The 13,677-nt window shown below is 50.5% G+C and carries 6 protein-coding genes; 1 reads left to right on the forward strand and 5 read right to left on the reverse strand.

The window, feature by feature from the left end; genetic code table 11:
- Positions 1 to 10 precede the first annotated feature (10 nt).
- The 3 genes from O3276_RS02950 to O3276_RS02960 form a co-directional block, all read right to left on the reverse strand.
- Positions 11 to 3,172, reverse strand: a complete 3,162-nt coding sequence (locus tag O3276_RS02950; RefSeq protein ID WP_269674299.1) for an RAP domain-containing protein — start codon at positions 3,170 to 3,172, stop codon at positions 11 to 13.
- Positions 3,173 to 3,223: 51 nt separating this feature from the next.
- A complete protein-coding gene (locus O3276_RS02955) occupies positions 3,224 to 6,388 on the reverse strand; it encodes an RAP domain-containing protein (RefSeq protein ID WP_269674300.1) in 3,165 nt (1,054 codons plus the stop codon).
- 105 nt (positions 6,389 to 6,493) lie between these two features.
- A complete protein-coding gene (locus O3276_RS02960) occupies positions 6,494 to 9,340 on the reverse strand; it encodes an RAP domain-containing protein (protein WP_269674301.1) in 2,847 nt (948 codons plus the stop codon).
- Between the two features lie 290 nt (positions 9,341 to 9,630).
- Between O3276_RS02960 and O3276_RS02965 the strand changes: the two genes are divergently transcribed.
- Complete coding sequence (locus tag O3276_RS02965) at positions 9,631 to 10,587, forward strand: IS1595 family transposase (protein WP_269674302.1); 957 nt, start codon at positions 9,631 to 9,633, stop codon at positions 10,585 to 10,587.
- Here the strand turns inward: O3276_RS02965 and O3276_RS02970 are convergent.
- Positions 10,577 to 13,390, reverse strand: a complete 2,814-nt coding sequence (locus tag O3276_RS02970; RefSeq protein WP_269674303.1) for an RAP domain-containing protein — start codon at positions 13,388 to 13,390, stop codon at positions 10,577 to 10,579. The two genes, O3276_RS02965 and O3276_RS02970, sit on opposite strands and share 11 nt — an antisense overlap.
- 43 nt (positions 13,391 to 13,433) lie before the next feature.
- Positions 13,434 to 13,592 (reverse strand): hypothetical protein, encoded by a 159-nt coding sequence (locus tag O3276_RS02975; protein WP_269674304.1) that lies wholly within the window; start codon positions 13,590 to 13,592, stop codon positions 13,434 to 13,436.
- Between the last annotated feature and the right edge of the window lie 85 nt (positions 13,593 to 13,677).

The following is a 13,677-nucleotide window of genomic DNA, read 5'->3' on the forward strand; positions in this document are numbered from 1 at the left end:
GCTGTTCTGTTCAGAAGTTCATTTTGCGGAAAAGTTTACTTGAGTCATGATGGGAGGAAGGCGATGACTGGCTGTTTGTTTTCTTCCTCTTTGCCGGGTTGGTTTGCTCTTCTAAATGTCCTTCACCAGTCACGTATGCAGCACCTGCCCACCCGGTGTTAAGTGATACACAGCCATGCCCCTGTGGCGGTATGTCCACTCTGGTCTTTATGTGATTAACGTATAGTTTCATTGAATCCTTGCTCCTGAGCTGGTTAACCGGGATTTCAATGACCTCAAATCCTGATTTTTGCAACAGTGCAATTTTAAGCAGAGTCGAACCATTCCTGATTTTAAAATCATTACTTACGTAATGAGACGGTCCCTGAATTTCAATAACCATGTTGTGATCTGGCAGCAGCAGGTCAACGGGAGGCAATGAGCTCAGACACTTTTCTTCTTCAATCTTCAAAGAGGGCATGCATGATTGGAGTTGATCGCGGAAGTCGGATTGAAGTTTTGAAATGGTTGTCTGGTAATGGGGGATGATCGGACACGCTCTCCCAAGCCAACTGGCTGCCATGGCAATGATGCGTTGATCCTTTTCATTGTCCGGGGATGTATTTTTCAAGCGAGTAAACAGGTCAACCATGTGCTTGTCAAGCATGTTATTTTTATTGGCATTGGAGTCTGGAGACAACCTGGCACAGCATACCATTATGCCCCAGAGAGACATAAATATATCTTGCTGAGAGAGCTGAAGGTTGTCACTTAATCGGCAGACAAGTGATTCGAACGTAGAGGTAACCACGTGTAGCTCAATGAGATCACCCAGTTTCGCCATGGCCCACAGCAGGTTGGCGATTTCCTGTGGTCTAAAGTGGGCTTTTTGTGCCTTCACGCAGGGCAACAGCGCAGCCACAGCTTCTTTAAGCTCTGGTACCCACTCTCCGTTGTCAACCAGTTTTGCCATGGCCCAAAGCAGGTTGGCGACATCCTGGGTGTTCAATTGGTTTTTCTGTGCGTTCACGTAGTGCAAAAGCGCGGCCACTGTCTCTCTGAGCTCTAGTGTCCACTCCTGCCCGTTGTCCACCAGTTTTGCCATGGCCCACAGCAGTTTGGCAATATGCTGAGGAATAAATTGGTCTTTCATTGCGTTCACGTGGGGTAACAGTTCGGCCACGGTCTCTATGAGCCCTTGTGTTCGCTCCAGTCCGCTGTCCACCAGTTTCGCCATGGCCCACAGCAGGTTGACGATACCCAGGGCAGTAAATTGCTCTTTTTGTGCATTCACCTGGGGCAACAGCGCGGCTACAGCCTTTTTAAGCCCTGGTGTCCGCTCCTGTCCGTTGTCCACCAGTTTCGCAATAGCCCACAGCAGGTTGGCAATGCCCTGGGCATTAAGTTGGTTTTCCTGTGCTTGCACGAGGGGCAACAGGGCGGCCACGGCCTCGTTGAGTCCTGGTGTTCGTCTCTGGACGTTGTCCACCAGTTTCGCCATGGCCCACAGCAGGTTGGCGATACCCTGTGGTTTAAAGTCAGCTTTCTGTGCGTTCACGTGGAACAACAGCGCGGCCAGGGCCCTTTTGAGCTCTGGTGTCGGCTCCAGCCCGTTGTCCACCAGTTTCGCCATCGCCCACAGCAGGTTGGCGATGTGCTGAGGAATAAATTGGTCTTTCTGTGCGATCACATGGGGCAACAGGGCAGCCACGGCCTCGTTGAGCTCTGGTGTCTGCTCCTGCCCGTTGTCCACCAGTTTCGCCATGGCCCACAGCAGGTTGGTGATATGCTGAGGAATAAACTGGTCTTTCTGTGCCTTCACTTGGGGCAACAGCACGGCCACGGCCTCGTTGATCTCTGGTGTCGACTCCTGCCCGTTGTCCACCAGTTTCGCCATGGCCCACAGCAGATTGGCGATATTCTGAGGAATAAACTGTTCTTTCTGTGCGTTCACTTGGGGCAACAGCACGGCCACGGCCTTGTTGAGCTCTGGTGTCTGCTCCTGCCCGTTGTCCACCAGTTTTGCCATGGCCCACAGCAGGTTGGCGATAGCCTGAGGAATAAATTGGTCTTTGTGTGCGTTCACTTGGGGCAACAGCGCGGCCACGGCCTCGTTGAGCCCTGGTGTCCGCTTCTGGCCGTTGTCCACCAGTTTCGCTATGGCCCACAGCAGATTGGCGATACCCTGTGGTTTAAAGTCAGGTTTTTGTACGTTCACGTGGGGCAGCAGCACGGCTACGGCCTCGTTGAGCTCTGGTGCCCACTTCTGCCCGTTGTCCGACAGTTTCGCGATGGCCCACAGCAGGTTGACAATATTCTGGGTATTGAATTGGTCTTTCTGTGCGTTCACATGGGGCAACAGCGCGGTCATGGTCTCTGTGAACCCTGGTGTTCGCTCCAGCCCGTTGTCCACCAGTTTCGCCATAGCCCACAGCAGGTTGGCGATTCCCTGAGGAATAAATTGTTTTTTCTGTGCGTTCACATGGGGCAACAACACGGCCACGGCCTTTTTGAGCTCTGCTGTCCGCTCCTGCCCGTTGTCCACCAGTTTTGCCAGGGCCCACAACAGGTTGGCGATTCCCCGGGCATCGATGTCCCTGACTTGAGGTTTTTGGTTGCACTTGAATATTATTGCATCAAGTAGCGTTGACAATAAGGCGGCTTGAGTATGCTTGACACGCTCTTCCATGGGTTTATGAGGGGTAAAAACACCTGCAGAAGTCAATGAATGGAGTGTTGTCGTCAGGCTTCGCCAGTCCCAACGCCGTGTTATGGTAAAATTTCGCAGCAGACCTGTCAGCTGGCTTTGTTCAGCTCGATTTAACGGTCTTTTAGCAGCTGATGTGTATTGTTTAATTGAATTGGCATACATGGCGTGATTTCTCCCATCATAGCGATGACCGAATCGCTCCGATTTACTCACCAGATCATCCATTATTTCCTGTTTGATGAGCGCATTAAAATCTTGGGCAGGGTTTATTGAACGGCGCTGTAGATGTTGAGAAGGGCATGCGTCAGAAGAACGGTAAAATTTATTACGCCCCGGGTTAGTGCGTGGGGTATCATCCCACTGCCTGACCGTGCTATGTCTGTATCGACCACGCCTTGAAGAAGGGGCATGGCCATTCGGTTGGTTGTAACCGTTATCTGATCTTGGGTATTGACCACTGATACCGGCAGAACTTCTATCCATAATTATATTTCATTAATTCATGAAAATATAAAAAGCAGACTGCTGTTCTGTTCAGAAGTTCATTTTGCGGGAAAGTTTACTTGAGTCATGATGGGAGGAAGGCGATGACTGGTTGTTTGTTTTCTTCCTCTTTGCCGGGTTGGTTTGCTCTGCTAAATGTTCTTCGGCAGTCACGTATGCAGCATCTCTCCAGCCTCTTCTAAGTGAAACAGAGTCATGACCCTGTGGCGGGATGCCTATCCTGATCTTTATTTGATCAATATAAGGTTTCATTAAATCTTTGTTCAAAAGCTGGTCAGCCGGGATTTCAATAACCTCAAATCCTGCTTTTTGCAACAGTGCGATTTTCAGCAGAGTCGAACCATTCCTGGTGTTGAAATCACCACCCACGTAATGAGACGGTCCCTGAACTTCAATAACCATGTTGTGATCTGGCAGTAGCAGGTCAACCGGAGGTAATGAGTTCAGACTCTTTTCCTCTTCGATCTTCAAAGATGGAAGAGATGATTGGAGTTGATCTCGGAAGTCGGCCTGGGTTTTTGAAATGGTTGTCCGGTAATAGGGGATGATCGGACACGCTATTCCAAGCCAACTGGAGGCCATGGCAATGATGCGTTGATCCTTTTCATTGTCCGGGGATGTATTTTTCAGGCGAGTCAACAGGTCACCCATGTGCTTTTCAAGCAAGGTGTTTTTATAAGTATTGGAGTGTAGAGCCAACCTGGCACAGCATACCATGACTCCCCAGAGAGACATCGATATCCCGTCCTGAGAAAACTGAAGGTTCTCACTGATTTGATAGACAAGCGATTCGAACGCAGAGGTAACCACGTTCAGCTCAACGAGTTCACCCAGTTTCGCAATGGCCCAAAGCAGGCTAGCGATTTCCTGTGGTTTAAAGTTAGCTTTTTGTACGTTTACGAGGGGCAACAGCGCGACCACAGCCTCGTTGAACTCTGGTGTTTGCTCCTGCCCGTTGTCCACCAGTTTCGCCATGGCCCACAGCTGGTTGGCGATTTCCTGGGCATTAAATTGGTTTTTCTGTGCGTTTACGCGGGGCAACAGCGCGGCCACGGCCTCTTTTAACTCTGGTGTCTGCTCCTGGCCGCTATCCACCAATTTTGCCATGGCCCACAGCAGGCTGGCGATATGCTGAGAAATAAACTGGTCTATCTGTGCGTCCACGAGGGGTAACAGCGCGACCACGGCCCCATTGAGCTCTGGTGTCCGGTCCTGTCTGTTGTCCACCAGTTTCGCCACGGCCCACAGCAGGTTGGTGATGTGCTGAGGAATAAATTGGCCTTTCTTTGCATTCACGAGGGGCAACAGCGCGGCCACGGTCTCGTTGAGCTCTGGTGTCCGCTCCTGCCCGTTGTCCACCAGTTTCGCCATGGCCCACAGGAGATTGGCGATACCCTGAGCATTAAATTGGTCCTTTTGTGCGTTTATGTGCGGCAACAGCAAGGCCACGGCCTCGCTGAGCCCTGGTATCCAGTCCTGCCCGTTGTCCACCAGTTTCGCCATGGCCCATAGCAGATTGGCGATACCCTGGGCCTTAAATTGGTCCTTCTGTGCGTTCATGTGGGGTAACAGCGCGGCCACGGCCTCGCTGAGCCCTGGTATCCAATCCTGCCCGTTGTCCACCAGTTTCGCCATGGCCCACAGCAGGTTGGCGATATGCTGAGGAATAAATTGGTCTTTCTGTGCGTTCACGTGTGGTAACAGCGCAGCCAGGGCCTCTTTGAGCCCTGATGTCCACTCTTGCCCATTGCTCACCAGTTTTGCCATGGCCCACAACAGGTTGGCGATATGCTGAGGAGTAAATTGGTCTTTCTGTGCTTTCACGTAGGGCAACAGCGCGGCCATAGCCTCGTTGAGCTCTGGTGTCTGCTCCTGTCCGTTGTCCACCAGTTTCGCCATAGCCCACAGCAGGTTGGCGATACCCTGGGCATTAAATTGGTCTTTCTGTGCGTTCACGTGAGGTAACAGCGCGGCCACGGCCTCTTCAAGTTCTGGTGTTCGCTCCTGCCCGTTGTCCACCAGTTTCGCCATGGCCCACAACAGGTTGGTGATTTCCTGGGGTTTAAAGTTAGCTGTTTGTACGTTCACTTGGGGCAACAGCGCGGACACGACCTTTTTGAGCTCTGGTGTCCGCTCCTGTCCATTGTCCACCAGTTTCGCCATGGCCCATAGCAGGTTGGTGATTTCCTGTGGTTTAAAGTGAGCTTTCTGTGTGTCCACGTGGGGCAACAGCGCGGCCAGGGCCTCGTTGAGCCCTGATGTCTGCTCCTGTCCATTTCCCACCAGTTTCGCCATGGCCCACAGCAGGTTGGCGATACCCTGAGCATTAAACTGGTCTTTCTGTGCGCTCACTTGGTGCAACAGCGCCGCCACGGCCTTTTTGAGTTCTGCTGTCCGCTCCTGCCCGTTGCCCACCAGTTTCGCCATGGCCCACAGCAGGTTGGCGATACCCTGAGCATTAAATTGGTCTTTCTGTGCGTTCACGAGGGGCAACAGCGCGGCCACACCCTCTTTGAGCCCTGGTGTTAGTTCCTGCCCGCTATCCACCAATTTTGCCATGGCCCACAGCTGGTTAGCGATGACCTGGGCACCAATATCACTGGCTTGAGGTTGTTGGTTGCACTTGAATATTATTGCATCCAGTAGCGTTGATAATAAGGCAGCCTGAGTGAGCTGAACACGCGCATTCATGGGTTTATGAGGGGTAAAAACACCTGCTGAAGTAAATGAGTGCAGTGTTGTCGTCAGGCTTCGCCAATTCCAGCTCCGTGTTGCTGCGAAATTTTGCAGCAAACGCATCAGCTGGCTTTGTTCCGCTCGATTTAAAGGCCTTTTAGACGCTGACGTGTATTTTTTAATTGAACTGGCATATAGGCCGTGATCTCTCCCATCATAGCGATGACCGAAACGATCCGACTTACTCACCAGACCAGCCATTATTTCTGGTTTGATGAGGGCATTAAAATCTTGAGCAGAGTTGACTGAACGGTGCACTAAATATTGAGAAGGGCGTGTGCCAGAAGAATGGTGAAATTCGTTACATCCCGGGGTAGAGCGGGGGTGACTACCCCGCTGTCTGACTGTGGCATGTCTATATCGCCCACGCCTTGCAGAAGGGGCATGGCCATTCGGTTGGTTGTAACCGTTATCAGATCTTGTGTATTGACCACTGATACCAGCAGAACTTCTATCCATAATTATCTTTCATTAATTCATGAAAATATGAAAAGCAGACTGCTGTTCTGCCCGGAAGTTCATTGTGTGGCAAAGTTTACCTGAGTCATGATGGGAGGAAGGCGATTACTGGCTGTTTGTTTTCTTCTTCTTTGTCGGGTTGGTTTGCTCTGCTAAATGTTCTTCGTCAGTCACGTATGCAGCACCTGCCCACCCTCTTTTAAGTGAAACAGAGCTATGACCCTGTGGCGGGATGCCTATCCTGATCTTTATTTGATCAATATAGGGTTTCATTAAAATTTTGTTCAAAAGCTGGTTAGCCGGGATTTCAATGACCTCGAATCCTGCTTTTTGCAACAGTGCGATTTTCAGCAGAGTCGAACCATTCCTGGTGTTGAAATCACCACCCACGTAATGAGAAGGGCCCTGAACTTCAATCACCATGTTGTGATCTGGCAGAAGCAGGTCAACCGGAGGCAATGAGTTCAGACTCTTTTCTTCTTCGATCCTCAAAGATGGAATGCATGATTGGAGTTGATTGCGGAAGTTGGATTGATGTTTTGAAACGATTGTCTGGTAATGGCGGACGACCGGACACGCTCTGCCAAGCCAACTTGCAGCCATGGTAATGATGGATTGATCCTCTTCATTATCTGGCGATGTATTTTCCAGGCGAGTGAACAGGTCATCCATGTGCTTTTCAAACACATTATTTTTATTGGCATTGGAGTCTAGAGCCAACCTGGCACACAATACCATGACTCCCCAGAGAGACATCGATATCTCTTCCGGAGAAAACAGCAGGTTCATACTGATTCGATAGACAAGCGATTCGAACGTAGAGATAGCCAGGTTCAGCTCAATGAGTTCACCCAGTTTTGCCATGGCCCACAGCAGGTTAGCGATATGCTGGGGAATAAATTGGTCTTTCTGTGCATTCACGTGGGGCAACAGCGCGGCCACAGCATCTTTGAGCTCCGGTGTCTGCTTCTGCCCGTTATCCACCAGTTTCGCTATAGCCCACAGCAGGTTGTTGATTTCCTGTGGTTTAAAGTTAGCTTTCTGTGCGTTCACGTGGCGCAACAGCGCGGACACGACTTCTTTAAACTCTGGTGTCAGATCCTGCCCGCTGTTCACCAGTTTGGCAGTGGCCCACAGCAGGTTGGTGATTTCCTGTGGGTTAAAGTTAGCTTTTTGTACGTTCACGCAGGTCAACAGCGAAGCCACCGCTTCGTTGAACTCTGGCGTCTGTTCGTACCCGTTGTCCACCAGTTTTGCCATGGCCCACAGCAGGTTGGCGATATGCTGGGGAATAAATTGGTCTTTCTGTGCATTCACGTGGGGCAACAGCGCGGGCACAGCATCTTTGAGCTCCGTTGTTCGCTCCAGCCCGTTGTCCACCAGTTTCGCCACGGCCCACAGCAGGTTGGCGATATGCTGGGGAATAAATTGGTCTTTCTGTGCATTCACGTGTAGCAACAGCTCGGGCACAGCATCTTTGAGCTCCGTTGTTCGCTCCAGCCCGCTGTCCACCAGTTTCGCCATGGCCCACAGCAGGTTGGTGATTTCCTGGGCATTAAATTGGTCTTTCTGTGCGTTCACTTGGTGCAACAACGCGGCCACGGTCTCGTTGAACTCTGGTGTCCGCTCCTGTCCGTTGTACACCAGTTTCGCCATGGCCCACAGCAGGTTGGCGATATCCTGGGCATTAAATTGTTCTTTCTGTACGTTCACGTGGGGCAACAGCGCGACCATAGCCTCTTTGAGCACTGGTGTCCGATCCAGCCCGTTGTCCACCAGTTTCGCCATGGCCCACAGCAGGTTAGCGATACCCTGTGGTATAAAGTGAGCTTTCTTTGCGTTCACGTGGGACAACAGCGCGGCCGCAGCCTCTTTGAGCTCTGGTGTATGATTCAGCCCGTTGTCCACCAGTTTCGCCATGGCCCACAGCAGGTTGGCGATATGCTGAGGAATAAACTGGTCTTTCTGTGCGTTCACTTGGGGCAACAGCGCGACCACGGCCTCGTTGAAATCTGGTGTCCGCTCCTGCCCGTTGTCCACCAGTTTCGCCATTGCCCACAGCAGGTTGGCGATATCACGGGCATTAAATTTGTCTTTCTGTACGTTCACATGGGGCAACAACGCAGCCACAGCCTTGTTGATCTCTGGTGCCCGCTCCTGCCTGTTGTCCACCAGTTTCGCCATGGCCCACAGCAGGTTGGCGATAGCCTGAGGAATAAATTGATCTTTCTGTACGTTTACGTGGGGCAACAACACGGCCACAGCCTCTTTGAGCTCTGCTGTCCGTTCCTGGCCGTTGCCCACCAGTTTCGCCATGGCCCACAGCAGGTTAGCGATACCCTGGGCACCAATATCACTGGCTTCAGGTGTTTGGTTGCACTTGAATATTATTACATCAAGTAGCGTTGATAATAAGGCAGCTTGAGTGAGCTGAACACGCTCATTCATGGGTTTATGAGGGGTAAAAACACCCGCTGAAGTAAATGAGTGAAGGGTTGTCGTCAGGCTTCGCCAATTCCAGCTCCGTATTACGGTAAAATTTTGCAGCAAACGCATCAGCTGGCTTTGTTCTGTTCGATTTAACGGTCTTTTAGCAGCTGACGTGTATTTTTTAATTAAACTGGCATATTGCCCGTGATTTTTTCCATTATAGCGATGACCGAAACGATCCGATTGACTCAACAGATCATCCATTATTTCCTGTTTGATGAGGGCATTAAAATCTTGAGCAGGGTTTACTGAACGGCACTGTAGATGTTGAGAAGAGCGTGTGCCAGAAGAATGGTAAAATTCATTGCGACCCGGTGCAGTACGGTGGTGATTATCCCATGGTCTGACTGTGGCATGTCTGTATCGCCCACGCCTTGAAGAAGGGGCAGGGCCATTCGGTTGGTTGTAACTGTTATTTGATCTTGTGTATTGACCACTGATACCAGCAGAACTTCTATCCATAATTATATTTCATTAATTCATGAAAATATAAAAAGCAGACTGCTGTTCTGCTCAGAAGTTCATTTTGCAAAAAAGTTTACTTGAGTCATGATGGGAGGAAGGCGATTACTGGTTGTTTGTTTTCTTTTTCCTTGCTGGGTTGGTTTGCTCTTCTGAATGTTCTTCACCAGTCACGTATGCAGCAGCTGTCCACCCTCTTTTAAGTGAAACAGAGTCATGACCCGGCTATGTTTGTTTTAAAGGTTGATAGGTCTAAACTGTCGTGATCCCCTGCAATGGGAGGCTACGTTATGAAGCCCCAACAGTTTCAAGACCTTCTTAATGCTGTGCCGTTATTAAGCAGCCAGCAGCGAAATACTCTTATCAATGCTCTATCAGAGCAAAATTCTCCTTCCGATATTGCAAAGTCTATTGAGGATAGTTTTGTACGGGCTCCAAAATGTCCTCATTGTGGATCTGAAGCCCTTCAGCGCTGGGGGAAAAGGAACAAACGCCAACGATTTCGGTGCAAGGTTTGCCGAAAAACACTGAACGCTTTTTCCAAAACACCTTTGGCCCGTTTAAGACGCCCTGAAGCATGGCCGAAATATCTTGAGGGAATGACCCACTCTTTAACGCTTCGCCCGGCTGCCAAGCAATGCGGAGTTTCGTTAAATACATCATTCCGTTGGCGGCATCGTTTTTTACAGGTCATTGAGCATGATCAGGCACCAGAACTCAGTGGTATTGCCGAACTCGATGAAACTTTTTTTCGTGAATCTTTTAAAGGTCAAAAAAAAGGCCTGCCAAGACCCGTGAGGAAACGAGGTAGTGATAAAAAGACAAACTGTCGAAAAATACCAGTCATGGTAGCTAGAGACCGAGGAAGTCAGACGGTTGATGGTGTATTGAAAAATGAGAGCGCTGATGAACTCTGTCGCCATTTAAATGGTCGGATAAATATTGAAACTGTCGTATGTGCCGATGCCAGTCTTGCACATGAAAAGCTTGCGAGAGCGTTAGGATTTACTTTTAAGGAGCTGGTGTCATCCTCTGGAATACGGGTGATAGAAGGTGTTTTTCACTTACAGCATGTGAATGCATACCACAGCCACCTGAAGCAGTGGATTACAGGGATTTTTCACGGAGTTGCGACAAAATATCTATCACACTATCTGGGATGGAGAAGGGCTTTAACTGGCATCAATGCTCTAACATCTGATCGACTGGCCAATAAAATTTTAGAATTTCTTCACTTCAACCCTTAAACGCAACATAGCTGTCATGACCCTGTGGCGGGATGCTTACCCTGATCTTTATTTGATTAATATATAGCTTCATTAAATCTTTCTTCAAAAGCTGGTTAGCCGGGATTTCAATGACCTCAAATCCTGATTTTTGCAGCAGTGCGATTTTCAGCAGAGTCGAACCATTCCTGGTTTTGAAATCACCACCCACGTAATGAGACGGTCCCTGAACTTCAATCACCATGTTGTGTTCTGGCAGAAGCAGGTCAACCGGAGGTAATGAGTTCAGACTCTTTTCTTCTTCAATCTTCAAAGATGGAATAGATGATTGGAGTTGATCGCGGAAACCGGATTGAGGTTTTGAAATGATTGTCTGGTAATGGCAGGCGACCGGACAGACTCTGCCAAGCCAACTGGCGGCCATGCTCATGATGGCTTGATACTCTTTATTATCTGACGAGGTATTTTCCAGGCGATTCAACAGGTCATCCATGTGCTTTTCAAGCACGTTATTTTTATTGGCATTGGAGTCTAGAGCCAGCCTGGCACAGCATACCATGACTCCCCAGAGAGACATTGATATCTCTTTCCTGGAAAACTGAAGGTTCTCACTGATTCGATAGACAAGCGATTCGAACGTAGAGGTAGCCAGTTTCAGCTCAACGAGTTCACCCAGTTTGGCCGTGGCCCACAGCAGGTTGGCAATACCCTGGGCATTAAAGTGGTCTTTATGTGCGCTCACCCGAGGCAACAGTGTGGCCACGGTCTCGTTGAGCCCCTGCACATTGTCCACCAGTTTCGCCATGGCCCACAGCAGGTTGGTGATACCCTGAGCATGAAATTGGTCTTTCTGTGCGTTCACTTGGGGCAACAGCGCGGCCACGGCCTCGTTGAGCCCTGGTGTCCGCTTCTGACCGCTGTCCAACAGTTTCGCCATGGCCCACAGCAGGTTGACGATTTCCTGTGGATTAAAATTACCTTTCTGTGTGTTTACGTGGGGCAACAGCGCAGCCAGGGTCTCGTTGATCCCTGGTGTCCGCTCCAGCCCGCTGTCCACCAGTTTTGCCATGGCCCACAGCAGGTTGGCGATAGCCTGGGCATTAAACTGGTCTTTCTGTGCGTTCACGTGGGGCAACAGCGCGGCCACGGCCTCGTTGAGCCCTGATGTCCGCTCCTGTCCGCTGTCCACCAGTTTCGCCATGGCCCACAGCAGGTTGGCGATTTCCTGTGGTTTAAAGTGAGCTTTTTGTGCGTTCACGTGGGGCAACAGCGCGGCCACAACCTCGTTGAGCCCCGGTGTCTGGTCTTGCCCGTTATCAACCAGTTTCGCCATGGCCCACAGCAGGTTGGCGATATGCTGAGGAATAAATTGGTCTTTCCGTGCGCTCACGTGGGGCAACAGGGCGGCCACGGCCTCGTTGAGCTCTGGTGTCCGCGCCTGCCCGATGTCCACCAGTTTCGCCATGGCCCATAGCAGGTTGACGATGGCCTGGGTATTAAATCGGTCTTTCTGTGCGTTCACGTGGGGCAACAGCGCGGCCACGGCCTCTTTAAGCTCTGGTGTGTGCTCCTGCCCGTTGTCCACCAGTTTCGCCAGGGCCCACAGCAGGTTGGTGATACCCTGGGCATTAAATTGGTCTTTCTTTACGTTCACGTGGGGCAACAGCGCGGCCACGGCCTCTTTGAGTCCTGGTGTGCTCTCCTGTCCATTGCCTACCATTTTCGCCATGGCCCACAGCAGGTTGGCGATTTCCTTTGGTTTAAAATTAGTTTTCTGTGCGTTCACGAGGGGCAACAGCGCGGCCAAGGCCTCGTTGAGTTCTGGTGTCTGCTCCTTGCCGTGGTCCACCAGTTTCGCCATGGCCCACAGCAGGTTGGCAATCATCTGAGGTTTAAAGTGAGCTTTCTGTGAGTTCACGAGGGGCAACAGCGTGGCCAGGGCCTCGTTGAACTCTGGTGTCTGCTCTTGCCCGTTGCCCACCAGTTTCGCTATGGCCCACAGCAGGTTGGTGATCTCCTGAGGTTTAAAGTGAGCTTTCTGTGCGTTCACGTGGAGCAACAGCATGGCCACGGCCTCGTTGAGCTCTGGTGTCTGCTCCAGCCCGTTATCTACCAGTTTCGCCATGGCCCACAACAGGTTGGCGAGATGCTGAGGAATAAATTGATCTTTGTGTGCGTTCACGCGGGGCAACAGCAAGGCTACGGCCTCGTTGAGCTCTGGTGTCCGCTCCAGCCCGTTGTCCACCAGTTTCGCCATCGCCCACAGCAGGTTGGAGATCCCCTGGGCATTAAATAGGTCTTGCTTTGCGGCCACTTGGGGCAGCAGCGCAGTCATGGCCTCTTTGAGCCCCGGTGTCCACTTTTGCCCGTTGTCCACCAGTTTCGCCATGGCCCACAGCAGGTTGGTGATTCCCTGGGCATCAATATTCCTGGCTTCAGATTTTTGGTTGCAGTTAAATATTATTGCATCAAATAGCGTCGACAATAAGGCCGCTTGAGTGTGCTGAACACGCTCATTCATGGGTTTATGAGGGGTAAAAACACCTGCTGAAGTAAATGAGTGAAGTGTTGTCGTCAGGCTTCGCCAATTCCAGCTCCGTGTTACAGTAAAATTGTTAAGCAAACGCATCAGCTGGCTTTGTTCTGTTCGGTTTAACGGTCTTTTAGACGCTGACGAGTATTTTTTAATTGAACTGGCATATTGCCCGTGATTTCTCCCATCATAGCGCTGACCGAAACGATCCGATTTACTCACCAGATCATCCATTATTTCCGGTTTGATGAGGGCATTAAAATCTTGAGTCGGGTTGACGGAACGGTGCACTAGATATTGAGAAGAGCATGGGCCTGAAGAATGGTAAAAACCATTATGCCACGGGGTAGAGCGGGGGGGGATGATTCCAGTGTCTGACTGTGGCATGTCGGTATCGCCCACGCCTTGAAGAAGGGGCATGGCCATTCGGTTGGTTGTAACCGTTATCTGATCTTGCGTATTGACCACTGATACCAGCAGAACTTCTATCCATAATTTCATTAATTCATGAAAATATAAAATGCAGACTTCTGTTCTGCTCAGAAGTTCATTGTGCGGCAAAGTTTACTTGAGTCATG

The organism is Endozoicomonas sp. GU-1 (assembly GCF_027366395.1).
Classification (GTDB): Bacteria; Pseudomonadota; Gammaproteobacteria; order Pseudomonadales; family Endozoicomonadaceae; genus Endozoicomonas.

Coding starts and splice junctions, on each gene's coding strand:
- O3276_RS02950 (WP_269674299.1), bottom strand. CDS start 3,172: ATGGATAGAAGTTCTGCCGGTATCAGTGGTCAATACCCAAGATCAGAT.
- O3276_RS02960 (WP_269674301.1), bottom strand. CDS start 9,340: ATGGATAGAAGTTCTGCTGGTATCAGTGGTCAATACACAAGATCAAAT.
- O3276_RS02975 (WP_269674304.1), bottom strand. CDS start 13,592: ATGGATAGAAGTTCTGCTGGTATCAGTGGTCAATACGCAAGATCAGAT.
- O3276_RS02955 (WP_269674300.1), bottom strand. CDS start 6,388: ATGGATAGAAGTTCTGCTGGTATCAGTGGTCAATACACAAGATCTGAT.
- O3276_RS02965 (WP_269674302.1), top strand. CDS start 9,631: ATGAAGCCCCAACAGTTTCAAGACCTTCTTAATGCTGTGCCGTTATTA.